Source organism: Caulobacter sp. LjRoot300 (assembly GCF_964253875.1).
GTDB lineage: Bacteria > Pseudomonadota > Alphaproteobacteria > Caulobacterales > Caulobacteraceae > Caulobacter.
Window position 1 is genome coordinate 733253 of sequence record NZ_CAXUSA020000003.1, and the last position, 18825, is coordinate 752077.

The window sequence follows — 18825 nt, forward strand, 5'->3', positions numbered from 1 at the left end:
GCGGCCATCGACCGCGCCCCAATCTTGTCCGAACCGGACGATCTGGCGTGTTAGGTGTCGTGAGACTCTGTGAGTTCTCGTGGAGCCTTGAGCGCTTCGCGACCTGATTGCATCAGGCTGCACCCGAAATCCGGCCCTTCGTCGGCCAGGGAGCGGCCGCGGGTCTCGTGCAGGAGGAGGGCGGCCAGGGCGACAAGGCCGTAGGCTCCCGCCACGAAGGCGGCGAGCGCGGGGACCAGACCCACCTTGTCGACGCCCGCGCCGATGAAGCCAGTCGCCAATCCGGCCACCCCGCGTCCCAGGTTATAGCAGAAGCCCTGGCCCGCCCCCCGCAACGCGGTCGGATAGAGCTCGGTCAGCACCGGTCCGCTGGCGCTGAACATGCCCGTGGCCAGGAAGCCGAGCGGAAAGCCCAGGATGGTGGCCAGACCCGTCGAGTGAGGCAGGACGAAATAGATCGGGACGAACAGCGCGGCGGTCACCGCGAAAGCCAGCAGCGCCAAGCGCCGACCCAGGTTGTCGCTGAGCCACGAGCCGCCGAAGTAGCCGAAGAACGACCCGCCGATCAGCACGGCGAGCCGTCGACCCGCCTCGCCGGGATCGGCTTCCGTGCCGAAGCGCAGCAGCGTGGGCAGCCAGATGGCCAGGGCCCAGTAGCCGCTGTGCAGCCCAATGGCCAGAAGCGTCCCGCGAAACGTGGCGTAGGCATGCCGACGGGAAAAGAGGTCGCGCCACTTCGCCGCCTTGGCTCGCCCCGCGGCGGGCGGCGCCGGGAAGCGACGGCGAAGGAACAGAACGCCCAGGGCGAAAAGGGCGGCGAGGCCGAACGCCGCGCGCCATCCCAGGACCGGGTCGCGAAACGAGACCGCCGCGAAGGCGCCGCCCGCCGCCAAGGCCCAGCCGACAGCCCAGGCGCTTTGCGCGGCTCCGACCATGCGGCCACGCGTCGCCGGGGCGGCGGCCTCGGCGACGAGCACGATGCCGACGGCCCATTCTCCGCCAAACGCCGCGCCCTGAAGCGCCCGGGCGATCGTCAGTTGGACGGCGTCGCGCGAGACCGCGCACAGCAGCGTCGCTGCCGCGAAGAGGACGATTGTCGCTTGCAGGATCCGAACACGTCCCCAGCGGTCCGACAGCGCGCCGGCGATCCAGCCCCCCACCGTGGAGGCGACCAGGGTGACGCTGGCGATCGAACCGGCCTGGAAAGCGTTGAGTCCCCAAGCCGCGGCGATGGTCGGTTGCAGGAGCGGGTAGAGCTGGATCGCCAGGGCGTTCAGCACGAAACCGGCGAACGCCGTCCAGAACGTCCGGCGGCCTTGGATATCGAGCATCCGATACCAGTGCGGAATCATCGGTCCCCAACCCCACCGCGACCAAGATTCGCGAAATCTGCGCGCTTGGTAGCCGAGCTCGGGTGGGCGGGATAGGCGCCCGCACATGCCGGATTGATCGGTCCGGACGAATTCCCCTAGTTTAAGGGCGAACGCGGATTGATGGGCGGACATGGCCCGAACGCGACGAAAGGGTCGGCTCTTGGAGCGCGTATTTTCCGACATGGAGGTCGGTTGGCTCGCGTTCGGCCCGTTCGAGCTGGCGCCCAGGAAGCGGCTGCTGGTCCGCAACGGAGCGCCGGTCGAGATCGGCGGACGGGCGCTGGACCTGCTGGTCGCCTTGGTCGAACAGCCCGGATGCGTGGTGTCCAAGCGAGAACTCTTTGACCGCGTCTGGCCGGGGCGGACGGTCGAGGACGCAAGCCTGCGCTTCCACATGACCAGCCTGCGCAAGCTGTTGGGCGACGGCAAGGGCGACGAGCGCTACATCGCCACCCAGGTCGGCGTGGGCTACGCGTTCGTCGAGACGGTTCGGGCCACGGCGCCGGCCGATTCGATGCCGCCAGCCAGGACCGGTGTCGCGGAGCTGTCGTTGAGCGCGGCTGGCGTATTGCCGACCCGGACGCGCTTGATCGGCCGGGAGACGGATGTCCAGCGCGTACTGGAGGGTTTTGCTCAGCCCCGCCTGTTCACCGTGGTGAGCCCAGGCGGCATGGGCAAGACCACCCTGGCGGTCGAGGTGGGTTACAGGTTGGCCGGCGAACATGGCCGCCACGTGCGGTTCGTCGATCTGGCGACCCTGGCCGATGGCGCGCTGATCCCGTCGGCCCTCGCCAGCGCGCTGGGCATACCCGTGCAAACCGAGGACCCCATGACCGTCCTGCTGGGCCATATCCGGGCCCAGGACATCGTACTGATACTCGACAATTGCGAGCACCTGGTCGACGCCGTCTGCGCCATCGTCGAGCGCATACGGGAGGCAGCGCCGAAGGTCAGCGTGCTGGCCACCAGCCGCGAGCCGTTGCGCGCGCGCGACGAGCACGTGCATTGGCTGAGCGCCTTGCCGTTTCCGAGCGACACGGTGGAGCTGTCATTGCAGGAAATGCTGGCCTTTCCGGCGGTCGAGCTCTTCGTTGAGCGTGCGTCGGCGGCCAATAGCGCCCTGGTGGTGGGCGTCGAGGACGCGCGAGCGATCGCCCAGATGTGCCAGCGGCTCGACGGCATGGCCCTGGCCATCGAACTGACCGCCGTGCGGGTGGCGGCCCATGGGATCGAGACGACCATGGCCATGCTCGGCAAGCGGTTCGCCCTTGGGTGGACTGGCAGGCGCACCGTCCAGCCTCGGCAGCAAACCTTGCAGGCCACGCTGGATTGGAGCTACGAGCTCCTGAGCCAGGCTGAACAGCGCACCCTGGAACGGCTGTCGGTGTTTCGCGGGCCGTTCTCGCTGCAAGCGGCCTTGCCAGTCGTTTCCGACGACGAACTGAACGAGGCGCGGGTCGCGGCTGCGTTCGAAGAGCTTACGGCCAAGTGCCTGGTCACGCCGGACCGGACCCATTGCCCCGAGGCCTATCGGCTGCTCGAAACAACGCGGGCCTATGGCAAGGTCAAGCTGGACGAACGCGGGGAGGCCGAACTGGACGCCGTTCGCCGACGTCATGCGGGCTTCTTTCGCGACACGCTCGCCGGATTGGGCGAGACGCCCGAGGAGGTCTTCGCCGGCGCGGCCATGATGTCCGGACAGATGGGCAATATCCGCGACGCCCTGGAATGGAGCTTCGGCCCGAAAGGCGATCTGACGGTGGCCACGTCCCTTGTGGCGGTCAGCGTTCCACTGTTCGCCTACCTCTCGCTGTTCGTGGAGTGCCGCACCTGGTGCGAGCGAGCGGTCGAGCGACTGGATGGCCAATTTCGCGACACGGCCGAGGAAATGGAACTGCAGGCCGCGCTCGGCCTGACCATCATGTTTACGCGCGGCAACGCCCCGGAGGCCGGCCTCGCCTTGCGTAGGGCGTTCGACATCGCGACCGCCCTGGGGGATCGCTGGAACCAACTGCGCCTAATGGGCCGATTGCACATCTTTCATGAGCGAATAGGCGAGTTCGAGCAGGCCCTGGCCTGGGCCGGGCAGGCCGTCGAAATCGCCGAGGGCGTCGGCCATCCGGAGGCGATCGGCTTGGCCGCCTCGCTGGCCGGGGTGTCGCATCACCTGTTCGGAGACCAGGGCAGGGCGGGGCGGGAACTGGAGATCTCGCTCCAGAAAAGCGCGCCATCCGAACGGAGCCGCACGCTCTATTACGGCTTTGATCATCGCAACCGATCCGGCATTGCCCTCGCGCGCGTTCTGTGGCTGCAGGGCCTGCCCGACCAGGCGCGGCGGCTGGCGGTGCGGACCGAGGTCGAGGCCATCGCCCTGGACCACCCGGTGACGCGCTGCATCGCCCTGATCTGGAGCCATTCGATCTATGTGTGGACGGGCGACGAGGCCCAGGCGAAGTCCAGCCTGGACGCCTTCGCCGAGATCGCCGAGATCAACGGGTTCGTTCCCTATATCGCCGCCGCCTTGGGCCAAAGAGGCGCGCGGGCGATCGAAACGGGGCGGGCCGGCGAAGGGGTGGCCTGGATCGAGGAAAGCCTGGCGCGGCTGCACGCCGCCCGCTACGAGCTGCTGACCACGACCTTTGAACTCTCCCTGGCGCAAGGCCTTTTGCTCAGCGGCCGGCCCGACGCCGCCCTTCGCACGGTGGACGCCACGCTGGCGCGGTGTCGCGCGAACGGCGAGGCCTTCGCCCTGCCGGAACTGCTCCGTCTTCGCGCCCGCATCGTCGAGTCATACGGCGTCGACCAACTGGGCGAAGCCGAACGGCTGCTGGCCGAGGCGGTGAACATCAGCCAGAAGCAGGGCGCACGCGCCTGGGAACTGCGGGCCACGCACGACCTAGCGCGGCTCTGGCTGGCGCGGGGAAGGACGGCTGAAGCGCTGGCTCTGTTGGAGCCGTTCCGGGACGCCTTCGTCGAGGGGCTGGATACGGCGGATCTTCGAGGGCTCGAAATTCTTTGGAGCTCGATCCAGAAGACCGAGATTTCATCCCAGGGACTGTGAGCGGACCAATGTCCGCTCCTGGCGCACAACCGCCGGCGCGCACGCGAGTTTGGCGATGTCAGGCCGAGAGCTGCCGAAGCGAAACGACGTCAAAGCGCTCGGCGACACCTAGCCATCCGCATTCGCCGCGTCAGTTACAGTTATTCGGAGACTACGCACGGTACCGCGGCAGACCACGGCATCGACGACCACCGGTCCCGTCAGGATCACCGGCAGCTGTTGCGCAACCGCGCGTGAATTTGAAACCAAGTGCAATAGATTGAATCTCGCTGTCAGTCGCGAGATCGGCTAATTCGAGCTTTGCGGTCAACGCCATCCGGCGCCTCCGTCCAATTCGCCTGCCGGCAATTCAATTTCCGGCTCACCTTAGGACGTTTGAAGATCTGGTGCTGGGGTTGCGAGCTGGCGAGGCGGTGGATCGTTCGATTTGGTCACTGGCCGACGACTGGGGCAGGGGGCGCCAAGTCCTACTCGATCTCTCGGACTTCCTGCTTCACGGCGCCCCTGCTGGGGCCGGAGGCACTCTTGCCTCGTGGTTCGACCATCCCGACGATCAACCGTTGCCAGGTTTTCAGGGAGCTAGGCCAGGAAGGGGCGTGCTTGGCCGATTGACCGCCCCGTGGCGGATCCGGGTGCTGTCGGCAGTGGCTCAGATCGTTATTCGGCCGGATAAATATAAGAGCCTGGCGCTTCATGGATTTGGCAAAGGTCACTTCCTTGGTCTTGCAGATCTGAAAGCTCAATCGACCAAGAGGCTGAATTACCTCGCTTTATGCGCGTCAGATGATCCGCTCATGATGTTGATGTGTGTCACGAGCGCCCACGAAGGAAACATGCTCGCGAAAGACTCGCATCTGTGGCCGAGGGCTATGCGCGAGCGAATGGCGGCAGCGGCCTGGGCCGCGCTGGCTAAGCAGGCCTAACAGCCGATCCTGGACGCGGCCTCGATCTGTGGCATGGTTTGTCGATAAACAGCGCCACGGTCGCCAATGTCGTCCAAAAAACATTCGGCATATATCACGCGGATGCGCTTTCGATTGGTCGCGGCCGCGCTGCGCAACGTCGGTGCCGTCACGGTCGGCTTGGCTGGTGGTTGGATGATCCTGACGCTTTCTTTTCGCTGGGATCTCGCGCTCGCAACGATGGCGGGCCTCGGGCTGGTAATGTTGAGCTTCTTGCTCGTGCCATACTACGCCGAGCCGCCGGAATAACGGCGCCGAGTGGTCCGCTTTGCCCGCCGGCCTGTGCAAACATCTTCGCCCGTTGCAACGATCTCAGACAGCGGCCGTGGCGCGGCCGGCGGTTTGCAAGGATCTCGGAAACCTCAGACATGCAACAGTGTCCAACATGCTCGCGCTTCTGATAATATTACTTAGACGATAACGCGATGGTTCCGGAATCCTAAGTGTCACTGTCACTGACTCCAAACTCTGCGACTCGCACGCCGCACGTCACCTGTTGCCTCAACGTTCCGCGTTTTCGCGATTTCTGACTCCAAACCGTGCGACCCGCTGACTCTATAATTTGCGACCATGACCTGGCGTGCGTACAGCAGGTGATAGATCATCTGCACGAGCCAGGAATAGAGTCCGTGATAATGCTGGGCCAGCGCGCGCTGACGGTGCCATTGCGCCTCCAGATAGGATCGCTGCGCAACGCAAAGTCCAGCTTTTCTGGCGTCGAGACGATGATGTCTCGCTCACGCAGCAGATTGTCGTCCGATCCACCGCCGCCGATCGCGCCATAGAGGCTCGATACGCTCTTACCCAAGGGCTGGAAGGTCTTTTGCAGGCTGATCTCGGTTTGGGCCGACAGCGCCCGCAGCGGCGTGACAAAGACCACCCGCTTGCCGGCCGCCAGGCAGGCCAGGATGCAAAGCTCGGCGATACGGGTCTTGCCCGCGCTGGTCGGCAGCGACACCACCAGATTGTCTTTGACCTCCAGGGCCCGCTTAGCCGCCTCAATCTGAGAGGGCCAAAGGTCGATCTCGGCGCGGGCCCGGCGAAATAGCGAGGCGATGAACAGCTCACGCATCTGAGGCCAGTCGCGCGCCTGCGGATCGGGCGACTTGGGCGCAAGGCGGGTGTGGAAGCTGCAGTCCCACAACTCGTCCAGCAGATGGATTGACAGGCGATGGCACCACCACTGGGGCACTAGATTAAATTCCCCGGCGCCCTCAAGGCCCACCCTCAACTGGTCTAGCGCGGAGTCGAGCAAGGCCCGCTCGCCGCGCTCGAAGGCTAGCAGCGCCGTGGCCAGGGCCGACAGATAGGCGTCGTCTAACGCCAAGACCAGGACCTCCAGCGCGGGGTCCTGGTCGCCAATGTCGTCCGTCTCCGGATCGGTGCTCGCCTGCAGCGCCGTTGCCCCGCGTAGCCGCTCGACCAGCGCCGCGTCGCGGGCGTGGCCTTCGGCCTTTTTGCCGGCCACCAGGTCCTGCAACTGATCCAAGTTGCGCAACATCAAGTGCGCCAGACACTGCTCGGGTGTCGATAGATTGGCCGCCTCGGCGCTGGCGTGCAGCAACGAGTAGGCCCGCGCCGAATATCGGCCCAGATGATAGGCGGCCGCGGCCACCAGGGTGTGGAAGTCCCGCGCGGCTCCCGCGCGGCCATTGGTCAGCACCGCCTCGATGGCACTGGCGGCGTGTTCGAAGGCCGTGCGCGCCAGTCCGCGATCGCCGTCCAACTCCAGCAGCCGCAAGCCGTGGCTGAGCAGCGAATATCCATAGGACAGCAGATCATAGCTCAGAAGCGGCGAGAACGGCGGCGGCCCGACCGGCAGAACCCCCTCGCGCCACATCATCGCGCGCGCCTGTCCGCGCGCCAACAGTCGCCCACGAAATCCCGCCTCGGTCGCCGCCTCGATATTGGCGGCAATGGCCTCAACCGTCGATGCCATCGGCGACCACCTTGTCAAAAACGCTGGCGATGAAGGTCTGGTGGTCCTTGATGCGCAGGGCCACGCTGTGCTGACCGATCGGACCGGAGCAAGTTGTCAAGTCGGTGCGCAGGAAACCGCGCGCGTCATTGCCGGTCATCACGAACAGCATGTTGGTGACCTTGGCGGCGGGCACGCCCTTTTTCAGCTGGGCGTCGTCGATTAGGTCGGCCAGTGCCGTCTGGCCCGTTTCCATCAGGCGGTCGGCCAGGAACGACAGGGCGTGGGCCGAGGGCCGCCCGTTGTTGGACTTCAGCGCCTTACGGGCCTCCACGACAGTGGCGGTCTTCAGCGAAACGCTGCTCTTGACCTCCCCCTTGAGGAAGGCAGTTGCACCGTCGGCGTCTTGCCGCACGCCGATGACATCATCGCCGCGCATGGCCATGGCCCGGTGATCCTTCCAGCGCAGGCGGCACACGGTGGAGTATCCGGCATAATCGTTCACGTAGCTGGCGGCGATGATCTCTCCCAGGTCGCCCGATCGCATCTGGCGGGTCTGTGGCAGCTTTTCACGCACGAAGTCCGAGGCCGCCGGCTTGCCCAACCGCTTCAAAAGCCCCGCGATGCGCTCACGCGAGGCGTAGTGTTCAGGGATCGCCTTGGCGATCGACGCCACCGCCGCAGGGGTCTTGGTCGCATCGGCTTCGTAATAATGTAGGGCGTGAGCCCCGACCGTTTCCGACGACGCCACGCACCATGTCTTCAGCTTTGCCATACGATGAAACTACGCTGCAACCTCCACCATAGGTAGGAATTCTCTGATCTTCGCGAAAAGTTCTTGTCGAGACGCACCGCCGTCGCGAGGGGGCGGCAGCCTTTCGCTCGGCGGAACATCCTGCAAGCGGACCTTTCTAGTGTCTGACAAGAGTTCAGAACCGGCTCAAAATCAGTCGCGCAGTTTGGAGTCAGATCGTACGATTTTGGAGTCAGTCGCAGAATTTGGAGTCAGCTATCCCAGGTGTTTTCTAAGCGCGTCGGTCGCAACTTAAAGAGTCAGTGACACCATCGCCAGCGTTCTCGCCGATGGTCGCCCTAATGAATGATAGCTTTAGGCGCTTACTCTCATCTGAACTCAGACCTACAAACGCGGGCTGCTCGATGAATTCGAGTGCACGATCGGAGGCGAGTGTGCCAGCGAGGAAATCCGACAAACCTTGAGACGAGAAAAATCCGGCCTGCACTACAGTGTTCGCCCTTTGTGCCTCAAAGCGTGTTCTGGAGAACAAACCTTGAGGTGAGCCCTTAAAGAGTCAGTGACACCGGCTGGCCGCTGCCCTGATCGTCCTGGCCTTCGCCGCCCTGGCTTCGGGCTGGGCGACTGACCTGACGATCTGGCGCCAGACCGGGCTGGCGCCCCAGCTCGGCGCCCAGGGCGCCATCGTCTACGCCCTGCTCTCCTGGCACAGCGTCTTCATCGCTGTCGCCGCGCTCATGGCGTTCTATCTGAATCCCAACATTGGTCATCGCCAGCGGCGCTCGGCTCGCAGGCGCGCGAAATATTCTCCGAAGGCGTGGAAATCCCAGCCTTCTCAACCGTTATCGCCTCGATCGCCAACGATTGGCATGTCGAACAGACAGGAGGGCGCTCATTCTGGCGATCCTGCAGTTTCTCGCGATCCTTCTGACGGCGCTGGCGCTCGTGCCCGGCGGCGCCCACGCCATGGCCGCGCCCAACAAGATGAGGCTGCCGCAGGAGCGCTATCTGGCCGTGCAGCAGATCTACCGAGGCTGGGCCTTGGCCGGGATCGCCCCGGTCGCGGCGATGGTGGCCGATTTCAGCCTGGCCTTCAGTCTGCGCGGCGCGCCAGCGGCGTTTTGGCCGATCCTGGTCGGCGGCCTGTGCGTGGCCGCCACCCTGGTGTTGTTCTTCATCCGGATCTGGCCGGCCAACCAGGCGACCGACAACTGGATCAGCACGCCGCCCGACTGGGCGGCGCTGCGCACGCGCTGGGAGTACGGCCACATCGCCAACGCGGCCTTGACCTTGATCGGTCTTGGCCTCGTCGTCGCCGGCGTCCTGGCCGTCTGACGAACGAGGGCGTCGAGACGGAACGACGCCAAGGCGCAGGGGTTGAATCGTACGGACAAAGGAGACCCATCATGAAGGCTCTCAATCTCGCCACCCTCATCCTGACCATCGTCGCCGGTCTCGACGCCGGATTGGTCGGCTTGGTCCAGACGGACTTCGTCGCCTATCTGTTCGGAGAAGGCTCGGCCGTGGCGCGTGGCGTCTACATCATCTTCGGCCTGTCGGCCCTCTACCAGATCTACCCGCTGGTGAAGGCTTGGTCGGTCGGCGAAATCCACGCCGAAGCCGCGCACACCTAAGGCGTGACGCCCGAAGGCGCCGGCGTACAACATTATCGCCGGCGCCGAAGCCAAGCTGACGACCGCGGGCTTGGCGCTGGCGGCTGCCTGCCCGGCGATGGTGGAACGGCGCGCCTGGCGGCTGATCGGCCGGCCCGGCCATCGATCAAGACCGCCTGACGATCCTTCGTGGCCAACACCTTCTCGAGCTTGGCGGGTTTTGGCCCGGCCAGCGGCGCTCGCGCAGGGGGGCAAGCCAACCCGCGGTTGCCCCGCGCTCTCTCAATGGCGGGTTTGCGAATGCTCCCCGCCCGGCCGCGCGATGTGGCCCAGGGCCTGGCCGGCCGTCGCACTGGCGCCGTTCATCGCCAGGTCGCTGAGCGAGACGATGCCGACCAGTCGCTTGTCCCGGCTCAGCACCGGCAGCCTGCGCACCTGCAGGTCGCCCATGTTGCGCAACACCTCGTTGACGTCGTCATCCTCGTAGCAATATCGGACCTCGGCGCTCATCACCTCGCTTACCTTCGCGTTCGGCCCCTTGCCTTCGGCCACGGCGCGGATCGCGATATCGCGATCCGTGATCACCCCAACCAGCCGATCATTCTCGCCCACCGGCAAGGCGCCAGCGTCGCAATCGGCCATCATCTTGGCCGCGTCGCAGATTGTCTCCTGGGGACTGGTGATCTCGACGCTGCGCGTCATGCAGTCGCTCACTCGCATTGGAACCTCCGTCTTTGGAAGAAGCGCGGCCCAGGGACACCGTCCGCCGCATCAAAAAAACGGCCGGCGCCAACGGCTGTTCCCTCGTCCATGCGGGAACGAACTGGTGCGGCGGCCGCTGTCCAAGCGGAAAGGAGAAGGTCGATGAAAACGCATCTTCTGATCCTGTCGCTCGCCGGCGTGATCGCCGGCCCGGCCTGCGGCCAGAACGCGCCGGCGCCCGCTCCACCGATCCGTCAACCCGCCGACACGCCCGCCCTTCCCGCCTTCAAGACGGGCATGACGGTGATTGATCGCGCCGGCGCGGCCGTCGGCAAGATCGCGGGCCTGGCCGAAGACCAGCGCGAGCCGATCGTGATCGTCGAGATCGACGGCAAGATGGTGGGCCTGCTTCAACGCACCCTGGCCCTGGAGAACGACCACGCCCGCAGCACTCAGACCAAGGCGCAGATGCTGACCACAGCGCAAGCCCCACGCTGATCGTGGATCAAAGGGTTCAGGGCGTCGGTTGAACCGCCGCCGGCAAACGCTCCCGCGCTCGGAACGACCTCGCGCCGAGGCCGGCGTGGTTGAACACGGGCGTGTCGGCGACTCGATTGCCCCATGATCAGATCGTGGGAGAAACAGCGTCCGTGGGGACTTCCACTACCGGTTGGACGTCAATCGGTCGCCGCGGGATAGACATCGCGACAGGCCTGGGCGCAGGCTTGGCAACTCCTGGCGCAGGCCAGGCAGTGGACGTGGCGCGTGGCGTGTGGCGTGTTGCTGGCACTCGTCGGCGCAGAGGTGGCAAGCTTCGGCGCAAGCGATCAGCAGCGGCGGCAAGGCGGTCGCGCCCATCTTCGTGAATCGGGAGACGACGCAGCCGGTGGCGAAGCAGATGTCGGCGCAGTCCTGGTTGAGACGGATGCACCGGCGCAACAGCTCGACCATGTCTTCGCCCAGACAGGCGTCGGCTCAGGCCGCGCAGGCCTGGGCGCAATCGAAACAGGCCTGGGCGCAGCGGCCCATCAGGTCCCCGACCAGATCCGGCTTGCGAGGATGATCCTCCAGGATCGGGTTCAACATCGGCGCCTCCGTCCTCAACGGGTGAAAACCACTTGAACGCGCCGAGGTTCACAGCTGGACCGACAAGGCCCGAGCTCGACCATGGCCGAGCATCAGATAAGAGGACAAAGGCTTGCCAGGTCCGCCCGCCTGCATTCCGCGTCGACTGATAGATAGAAACCCCGCGTCTCGCTACCAAAGGATCAATTGGAGGCTTCCCGCACATGGAGCGCGTTCCGTTCAGCCGGGAGCGCTTCCACGAGTTTATCATCGTCGGTTCATGACGGGCTCGCGCGTGCATCCGGTGCTAGCGGATGCGCCGGCTGCGACATCGGCATGGCCGCCGATCAAGCGCTGGCGCCCATACTGAGGGTCGCGATTATCCGGGCCGCCGGATCAAAACGACGGTCGTCGACGACGGCTTTCATGAAACCACTTTCGGTGTCGGCCGCCCGAAGCGCCAAGGCCGCCTCGCTTGACCGGGCGGGCCTGGCGCAAACGGCCACCAGAATGGCGCACCGGGTCATCTCCGCAGGAGCGCCTTCGGCGTAAGCTGAGCGTCAAGCCCGCCTCGAGACGGGCGACCGGGAGAAAGACCGTGACGCCTAGCAACCACGTCGCCCCGCCGTTGAGCGACGCTCCCGAATCCAGTCCGCCGACACCTCCTGTCGGCATGGGTAGCCGCCTACTGATGGCGTTGCTCCACGGCATGCCATCGATTTTCGGAATCGGCTTCGTCGCACCGCTGATCGCGCAACTTCTCGCGCGCGTCGTTCCGGGAGCGGCGCAGGCCCAATGGCCTCTGGTCGCGGGCCTGGCCATCGGCGGATCGTGGGGTGCGATCGCCAACTTGAGGGGGCGATGGCTGTGAGCGTCTCCGCGACGATGCCTGAGCGCGATCACGGCGAACTCTCGTCCCAAGAGTTGCTGCGCCTGGAGCGTTCGATCGCCGAGCGCTTCATGGGTGGTCTTCCGTGGGGCTCCATCGCCTGGGCGTTCGCGAACCTGGCGGCCTGGCTGGCGCTTTGGCCCCTGACGATGTCGGGCGTTTTGCCTCTGTGGGCGGCGGCTCCGGTCGCGACCGTGACCGTGATCCTTTCCTACCTGCCCTCTCACGAGGCCCAGCACAGGATCATCGCTCGCGAAGGCGAGCGATTGTTCTGGCTGAACGAACTGGTGGGCCACCTCTCGCCCGTCCCGTTGGGCCTGCCCTACCAAGCGGCTCGTCTCACGCACTATGAGCACCACAGCCACACCAACGATCTGGACCTCGACCCGGACATCAACACCAGGTCCGACAGCGGCTGGCACATGGTCGTCAAGGACATCGGCAGCCAACTTCAGACGGTTCCGAAGATCAATATCGCCTACGCCAAGGCCCTGGAGCGGATTGGATCGGACGACGCCCGGCGGGCCGGCGCCGTGCTCCTGGCCTATGGGCTCGCCACCAACGCCCTGCTCTTCGGGTTCGCCTGGGCGGGTTACGCGCTGGAGGTGGCCACGATCGTGTGGCTGCCGCGCATCGTCGGCGGGGCCTACATCCGGTTTTTCCTGAGCTGGGCCCCTCACCATCCGGGCGTGGACCAGGGTCGCTACCGCAACACCCGCGGGTTTCGAAGCCGCCTTGGCAACATCCTGACGATGGGGATGCAGTATCACATCATCCACCATCTCTATCCCCGCATGCCTCTCTTGCGTCATCCGGCGGCCTTCCGCGCGCTCAGACCCATCCTGGTAGCGCGCGGGTGCCGGCTGGACGGGATCTAACGGTCGGACGGCGGTGGATTCGGGGGCGCCAAACAGCTCCGCTTCAGCATGAAAACCAAGCCTGTCACGCCTGCCTAAAGGGGCTGGCGTGACGGGCCTCCTTCTGGGCATTTTGCGCGTAGATGGTCGAGGCTCCACAACAGCTGCCGATGTCCCTCGGCTATTTCCGCCTGATCTTGCGCTGCTTTGGCGACAGCCCGGAGCGTCGAGCCGCCATCCTGGCCGGCACGGGCGTCACCGACGACATGCTGCGCGACCCCTCCGCCGACATCAGCCTCTTTCAGCAGGCCCGTCAGGTGGAGAACCTCGTCGCCCTATTCGGAGAGGGTTGGGCGTTACGTACGCCCGAGCTCTGGAATCTCTCTTCCCATGGACCGCTGGGCGTCGCGGGGGTCGCGGCGCCGGACCTCGCAGCGATGATGGATGTGATCACCCGGTTCGGCTTTGTTCGAGCACCGTTCTACAGGACCTCGCTGCGGCGCGGCCGGCAGTGGAGCCAAATGGACTACGACCTGACGGTCGATCTCGCCGAGACCCTATGGCGCCCGATGATGGAAGTGTCTTTCATCGGGTTCCGGGCGGGCGTTGCGTCGATGCTGGCCGCGCCGCCGACCGAAGCCCTCTTCTTCTTCGCTTGCGCCGAACCCGAGCATGCGCCTCAGGTTCGCGCCATACTTGGCGGGAACGTCGTCTACGGCGCGGCGCGCAACGCGATCCGTTTCCCCTCCGCATGGCTCGCGCTGCAGTCCCCCATGGCCGACGCCACCTTGTATGGCGTCGCGCTGCAGGAGCTGCAGGCCGCGAGGGCGCGGCTCGTCGCGCCGGACGGATTGCGGGATAGGGTTGAGCGGCTGTTGAGATCCCTGCCCGCCGGCCGCCCGACCGCCGACGAGGTCGCGCGCCTGACTGGCGTCTCGCGAAGAACCCTGGTTCGCCGGCTCTCGGAGGCCGGGACTGGCTATCGCGAACTTGTGGACGCCGAACTGCGCATCCGCGCCGAGCGACTCCTGCGAGCCGGCCACCTTTCCCACGCCCAGATCGCCGAGGCGCTAGGCTATACGGATGCGTCGAGCTTCAGCCGTGCCTGCCGCCGATGGTTCCGCGACCCACTGGCGCCGAGTCGCCGGCTAGGCCGAGATCGAAGGGGCGCCAATGGGCAGTGACGAGCGCCTGTCTTGAGCCGGATCGTCACACCGCCGACTTCGGGAGGCGCGGGTCGCTTTTCCAGTAATCCAGAAATCCTTCTCGGAAGAGGAAGGGACTCGACGCGGTGCGATTGAGTTCAGCGATCCGGCCTTCGACTTCCCTGGGGTCTGATCGAAACCAGATCCACAAGCTCGCGGCGACATTATAGATCGAAGAACGGTAGCCCCAGTCCTTGAACAACCGCTCCATCGCGCTGTTCGTGAAGAAGGCGCAGTGCGGGGGCTGTAGATAGAACCAGCCAGGGTCCTTCGGCACGGTCTCGGCCACCAACGTATGAAGCCCAAAGGCTCCGCCAGGCGATACGAGCGCTTCGACGCCATCCCACTGTTCGCGCCGGGTCAGGTGTTCGAAGACCGAGGTCGAAATGACAAAGTCAAATGCGCCTTCGACCATGTCCTCGGCCGCGAGATAGTCATTCCCCGCGGCCATATGTTCATCGTATTTCAGAAGCTTCAAGCCGTGTTCGCGAGCGCACGTGTTCGACAGCACGCCGTCGCCGCATCCGAAGTCGACCCATCGCCCTCCGGGATCAAGCAAACCTGCCGCCGCCAGTTCGGACAAGGCCAGGGCCTGGGCGGCGATGCGCGCCTTCCAGCGGGGATCCAGAACGTTCTCGTCGCCCCCCTGATAGGTTTCATGGCAGAGCAAGTTCAGTTCATTCCAGGCCTCCTGTGACATCTCCAGATGCGTTCGTGAGAACACGAAGCCGCACGTATCACATCGCCAATATTCCACCTCGCCCAGGTTGAAGGCGTCGAATGTCTTGGAAAAATAGTAGGATGTCGCGCCCTCGCAAATTTCACAGCGCATCTCGGGATCCCAACGGAAAAATCACCGGCCTAACCTATGGCACCAACGGTATCCTACAATGCAAGCCAGAGCTTCAACGCGCCTCGCCCGCGCCAAGCCGCGGCCAGTCGGTGCGATCACTGTCGGCGCGTCGGCGTGGCGGCGATCATGATCGTCAAGGTCGAGTTCGCGTCGTTTTCTTAGTGGCGCATTAACCGTAATGCCGGCGTTATCGGGCGCGATTTTCAGACCATGCGAGCTCTCCATGTCCGGCCTGCCGACCCCTCTGAACGCCAGCCAGGACCTGACCGCGGCCAAGGCCCTGCTGATGGCCGGCGACGCCGCCGGAGCGCTGGCGCTGATGCGAGCGCTGGTCGCGGCCGAGCCGTCCAAGCACGAGCTGCGCTACTGGCTGGCCTCGGCCGCCCTCGGCGCCGGCCAGGCCGACGAGGCCGACGGAGCGCTGAACGACGCGCGACTGCTGCACGCCTTTGCTCTGATCCGCGGCTTCGGGGGCGACGTCCAGCGCCTGACCAAGGATCCGCAATACGCCGTCGCCGTGGCGGACATGCTCTATGACGCCAACGCGATCGCCACCGCCGGCGTGGCGCTGAGCCTGGCCATCAGCGCCGGCCACCCGGACATGCAGGCGTTGTTCACCTACGGCCTGTGCCTGCATCACCAGGGCCGAGCCGAGGAAGCCGCGCTGGTCTTCCGCGCGGTGACCGAGAGCGACCGCACCACCGCCCAGGCCCACGAATTCCTGCTGTTTTCGCTCTTCTTCGTGAAGGACGGAGTCCGGCGTCACGCCGCCGAGGCGCGCGAATGGGCCCGGCTTTACGAAGACAAGAGCCCGGCGCCGGCGTTGAAGAACAGCCGCGAGCCGGGGCGCAAGCTGCGGATCGGCTATGTCGCGCCCAGTTTCGTCCGACAGCAGGCGCGCCAATTCGTCGTGCCGCTGATCGAGCGCCACGACCGCGAGCAGATCGAGGTCTTCCTCTACCCGACCGAGGCGGCGGGCGAGACCGACTGGGTCCAGCCGGTGACCGTGCGCGCCATCGGAGCGCTGTCGGACCAGGACGCCGCCGCCCTGATCCGCAAGGATCGCATCGACGTACTGATCGACGTCTGGGGACACAACCCGGGCAATCGCCTGCCGGTGTTCGGCCGCCGCGCCGCGCCGGTCCAGGTCACCTGGCTGAACTACCAACAGACCACCGGCCTGACCAACATGGACTATGCGCTGCACGCCGATTCCGTGCCGACGCCCGGGATGGCCGAGCTGTTCACCGAGACGGTCTGGACTGTCCCGCGGATCTCCGCGCCGTTCCGACCGGATCCGCAGGCCCGCGTCTCGCCCGCCCCGTCCCTGGCCAGCGGCCAGGTCACGTTTGGCAGCTTCACCAATCCGGCCAAGGTCAGCGACGAGACCGTGGCCGCCTGGGCGCGGATCCTGCAGGGCCGGCCCGGATCGCGGCTGCTGCTCAAGTACAGCTATTATGAGGATCACATCCTGGCCCGGGTCACGGCCGCGCGCTTCGCCGCCCATGGCGTCGAAGCGGACCGGCTGGTCTTCGACGGCCACAGCAAGGGCGAAGCCTATGAGAACGCCTTCGGCCTGGTCGACCTGGCGCTCGACACCTCGCCCTGCCCCGGCGGCACCACCTCGCTGGAGGCCCTGTCGCGCGGCGTGCCCGTGCTGGCCCTTCGCGGCGAGACCTTCTACAGCCGCGCGGGCCTGGCGATTGTCAATGAGGCGGGCCTGCCCGACTTGGTGACCGACAGCTGGGACGACTATGTCGCCAAGGCGATCGAGGTCTCGGCGTCGCCGGCCAGGCTGCAGGCCCTGCGCGACCGCGCCGCCGCCGGCTTCGCCGCCGCGCCGTACCGCGACGAGGCGGGCGTCGCACGGATGATGGAAAAAGCCTATCGCGAGATGTTCGAGCTCTGGCGGGTGAAAGCCTAACCGTTCAGCGCCGTCAGGATGGCGTGCAGCCGCCTGACCCGTTCCTCGGACCGCGCGAACACCCGGCCGGGCCGCATCATGTCGTAAGCGGGGCTGACCCGCGCGCAGATCGCGTGGTCCTCCTCGAAGATGCGGCGGTTGACCTGGGCGCTGGACTCGAAGAACCCCTCGACGGCCGTCTCGGCCCCCGGCTTGACGCGGGAGGTCAGCAGCCGGCTGCAGAAATGCGCCTGGTTGGGGAGCGCCGACGGGAAATAGGTCTGCAGGGCGTAGGAATAGCCGAAGGTCGAGGAGACCATGGCGAACGGGAAGACGTACAGCGACCAATAGCCTTCGTAGGCGTCGTCGACCTCGAAGAACCGCTTCATCACCGACAGGCCCTTGGCGGTGCGGGCCTGACCGATACGGGCCAGGTAGCCGATGTTGCGGCCCTGGTAGTCGATGCGGTCGTCGATCAGGCCCAGCGGGGCCAGGGTCTGCGGATGGATCGGATTGACGTGGTAGCCCTCCAACGCGTTCTCGACCCCAACCCGCCAGTTGGCCTGGAAGGTAAAGGCGTTGAAGTCGCGGCGACCGGTGACGCGCCGCGAGGCGCGCTCCAGGTCGGCGAAGGCGTCGCCCAGCTGGGCGTCGAGGGTTTCCACCGGGGCCAGGCCGACGAACAGGAAGTCGCCGCACCAGGCGGACCGGAACGTGCGCAGCCCGATCCCGGCCAGCTCGGCTTCGTCGAAATTGGCGCGCTGGGCCACCCGCAGCTGGCCGGCCCGATACGCCCAGCCATGATAGGGGCAGACCACGCGGCCGACGCCGTGATCGCCCGTGAAATAGCGGGCGCCGCGGTGCGGGCAGACATTGTCGAAGGCCAGGATCTCGCCCTCGTCGTTGAACAGGGCCAGGTCGCCACCGGGCCAGTCCAGGCGCAGCCAGGCGCCAGGCTCGGCCAGTTCGGCGCGATGGGCGACCAGATGCCAGAAGTCGGTCAGCAGCCGGTCGTCCAGGCGGGGCGGTGCGAGTGTCACAGCCGGCGGGCCGGGGCGGCGTAGAGCGTGGCGCCGTCGGGGGCCTTGCGCACCACCACCGCGCCAGCGCCGATCATGCAGCCGTCGCCGACCGACACGCCCGGCAGGACGCGCGCGCCCGAGCCGAGGAAGGCGGCCCGGCCGACCTTGACCCCGCCCATCAGGTCGACATAGCCGCTGAGCGTCGAGAAGTCGCCGACCTGGGCGTCGTGGCCGATGCTGGCATAGGCGTTGAGGGTGACGTAGTCGCCGCCGCGGGCGTCGGCCGAGACGTCGGCGAACGGCCCCACCACCACGCCCTGGCCGAGCCGGGCCGAGGCCGAGATCCAGGCGCGCGGATGCAGCAGGGTGGCGAAGCGTCCGCCCTGGGCGGTCAAGCGCTGGGCCAGGGCCTGTTTGCCGGCCGGGTCGCCGACCGCCATCACCAGCAGGGTTTCGGGACCGGGCTTGAAGGCGTGGGTGTCGCCCAGCTGGGGCAGGTCGCGGCCGAAGGCCCTGAACGGCTGGTCGCCGTCGTCGAGATAGCCGCTGAAGCGGTCGCCGGCTTCGAGGCCCGGGGCGAACCAGTCGAAGATCTCGCGGGCGAAGGCCCCGCCGCCCACCAGCACATAGTCGGTCATGATGTCCCCC

18 protein-coding genes are annotated in these 18825 nt (G+C 66.1%); 10 read left to right on the top strand and 8 right to left on the bottom strand.

Features of this window, described 5'->3' with window-relative positions; translation table 11 throughout:
* Window positions 1-50: 50 nt before the first annotated feature.
* The gene (locus tag ACSQ2G_RS13575) at window positions 51-1505 is read right to left on the bottom strand and encodes an MFS transporter (protein ID WP_436031631.1); all 1455 of its coding nucleotides are present in this window, start codon (window positions 1503-1505) and stop codon (window positions 51-53) included.
* A gap of 49 nt (window positions 1506-1554) precedes the next feature.
* Here ACSQ2G_RS13575 and ACSQ2G_RS13580 point away from each other — a divergent pair, with 49 nt between their 5' ends.
* From ACSQ2G_RS13580 to ACSQ2G_RS13590, 3 genes are all read left to right on the top strand, one after another.
* Complete coding sequence (locus tag ACSQ2G_RS13580; protein WP_436031633.1) at window positions 1555-4434, top strand: ATP-binding protein; 2880 nt, start codon at window positions 1555-1557, stop codon at window positions 4432-4434.
* 596 nt (window positions 4435-5030) lie between these two features.
* Window positions 5031-5357, top strand: coding sequence for a hypothetical protein (locus tag ACSQ2G_RS13585; RefSeq protein WP_436031635.1), 327 nt, complete (start codon window positions 5031-5033; stop codon window positions 5355-5357).
* Between the two features lie 66 nt (window positions 5358-5423).
* Complete coding sequence (locus ACSQ2G_RS13590; RefSeq protein ID WP_436031637.1) at window positions 5424-5645, top strand: hypothetical protein; 222 nt, start codon at window positions 5424-5426, stop codon at window positions 5643-5645.
* Between the two features lie 352 nt (window positions 5646-5997).
* On the opposite strand, the gene ACSQ2G_RS13595 is transcribed toward ACSQ2G_RS13590, so the two are convergent.
* Together ACSQ2G_RS13595 and ACSQ2G_RS13600 are read right to left on the bottom strand one after the other, a co-directional pair.
* Window positions 5998-7335 (bottom strand): DEAD/DEAH box helicase, encoded by a 1338-nt coding sequence (locus tag ACSQ2G_RS13595; RefSeq protein ID WP_436031639.1) that lies wholly within the window; start codon window positions 7333-7335, stop codon window positions 5998-6000.
* On the bottom strand, window positions 7319-8089 hold the full coding sequence (locus tag ACSQ2G_RS13600; protein WP_436031641.1) for a Hachiman antiphage defense system protein HamA: 771 nt from the start codon (window positions 8087-8089) through the stop codon (window positions 7319-7321). Before ACSQ2G_RS13600 ends, ACSQ2G_RS13595 begins: the two co-directional genes overlap by 17 nt.
* 924 nt (window positions 8090-9013) lie before the next feature.
* Between ACSQ2G_RS13600 and ACSQ2G_RS13605 the strand changes: the two genes are divergently transcribed.
* Both ACSQ2G_RS13605 and ACSQ2G_RS13610 read left to right on the top strand, forming a co-directional pair.
* Entirely contained in the window at window positions 9014-9403 is a 390-nt protein-coding gene (locus tag ACSQ2G_RS13605; RefSeq protein WP_436031643.1) for a hypothetical protein, read from the top strand.
* Between the two features lie 71 nt (window positions 9404-9474).
* Window positions 9475-9702 carry a DUF378 domain-containing protein gene (locus ACSQ2G_RS13610; RefSeq protein WP_310078643.1) on the top strand — a complete coding sequence of 76 codons (228 nt, stop codon included), beginning with the start codon at window positions 9475-9477 and terminating at the stop codon, window positions 9700-9702.
* Window positions 9703-9963: 261 nt separating this feature from the next.
* On the opposite strand, the gene ACSQ2G_RS13615 is transcribed toward ACSQ2G_RS13610, so the two are convergent.
* Window positions 9964-10383 (bottom strand): CBS domain-containing protein, encoded by a 420-nt coding sequence (locus tag ACSQ2G_RS13615; RefSeq protein ID WP_436031645.1) that lies wholly within the window; start codon window positions 10381-10383, stop codon window positions 9964-9966.
* A 162-nt stretch (window positions 10384-10545) separates the two neighbouring features.
* Here ACSQ2G_RS13615 and ACSQ2G_RS13620 point away from each other — a divergent pair, with 162 nt between their 5' ends.
* Window positions 10546-10881: a hypothetical protein gene (locus ACSQ2G_RS13620; RefSeq protein ID WP_436031647.1), complete on the top strand. Its 336-nt coding sequence runs from the start codon at window positions 10546-10548 to the stop codon at window positions 10879-10881.
* Window positions 10882-11358: 477 nt separating this feature from the next.
* Here ACSQ2G_RS13620 and ACSQ2G_RS13625 read toward each other — a convergent pair whose 3' ends face one another.
* Window positions 11359-11469, bottom strand: a complete 111-nt coding sequence (locus ACSQ2G_RS13625; RefSeq protein ID WP_436031649.1) for a four-helix bundle copper-binding protein — start codon at window positions 11467-11469, stop codon at window positions 11359-11361.
* 670 nt (window positions 11470-12139) lie between these two features.
* Between ACSQ2G_RS13625 and ACSQ2G_RS13630 the strand changes: the two genes are divergently transcribed.
* From ACSQ2G_RS13630 to ACSQ2G_RS13640, 3 genes are all read left to right on the top strand, one after another.
* Window positions 12140-12319, top strand: a complete 180-nt coding sequence (locus ACSQ2G_RS13630; RefSeq protein ID WP_436031651.1) for a hypothetical protein — start codon at window positions 12140-12142, stop codon at window positions 12317-12319.
* Entirely contained in the window at window positions 12310-13215 is a 906-nt protein-coding gene (locus ACSQ2G_RS13635; RefSeq protein WP_436031653.1) for a fatty acid desaturase, read from the top strand. Before ACSQ2G_RS13630 ends, ACSQ2G_RS13635 begins: the two co-directional genes overlap by 10 nt.
* A gap of 149 nt (window positions 13216-13364) precedes the next feature.
* Window positions 13365-14378: an AraC family transcriptional regulator ligand-binding domain-containing protein gene (locus tag ACSQ2G_RS13640; RefSeq protein ID WP_436031655.1), complete on the top strand. Its 1014-nt coding sequence runs from the start codon at window positions 13365-13367 to the stop codon at window positions 14376-14378.
* A gap of 25 nt (window positions 14379-14403) precedes the next feature.
* On the opposite strand, the gene ACSQ2G_RS13645 is transcribed toward ACSQ2G_RS13640, so the two are convergent.
* Window positions 14404-15231, bottom strand: a complete 828-nt coding sequence (locus ACSQ2G_RS13645) for a methyltransferase domain-containing protein (protein WP_436031657.1) — start codon at window positions 15229-15231, stop codon at window positions 14404-14406.
* Between the two features lie 244 nt (window positions 15232-15475).
* Here ACSQ2G_RS13645 and ACSQ2G_RS13650 point away from each other — a divergent pair, with 244 nt between their 5' ends.
* Window positions 15476-17176 (top strand): O-linked N-acetylglucosamine transferase family protein, encoded by a 1701-nt coding sequence (locus ACSQ2G_RS13650; RefSeq protein ID WP_436031659.1) that lies wholly within the window; start codon window positions 15476-15478, stop codon window positions 17174-17176.
* Here ACSQ2G_RS13650 and ACSQ2G_RS13655 read toward each other — a convergent pair.
* Both ACSQ2G_RS13655 and ACSQ2G_RS13660 read right to left on the bottom strand, forming a co-directional pair.
* Window positions 17173-18195 carry an aromatic ring-hydroxylating oxygenase subunit alpha gene (locus ACSQ2G_RS13655; protein WP_436031661.1) on the bottom strand — a complete coding sequence of 341 codons (1023 nt, stop codon included), beginning with the start codon at window positions 18193-18195 and terminating at the stop codon, window positions 17173-17175. The two genes, ACSQ2G_RS13650 and ACSQ2G_RS13655, sit on opposite strands and share 4 nt — an antisense overlap.
* Window positions 18192-18815 carry an acetyltransferase gene (locus ACSQ2G_RS13660; RefSeq protein WP_436031663.1) on the bottom strand — a complete coding sequence of 208 codons (624 nt, stop codon included), beginning with the start codon at window positions 18813-18815 and terminating at the stop codon, window positions 18192-18194. The genes ACSQ2G_RS13655 and ACSQ2G_RS13660 overlap by 4 nt, the downstream gene beginning before the upstream one ends.
* Window positions 18816-18825: the final 10 nt, after the last annotated feature.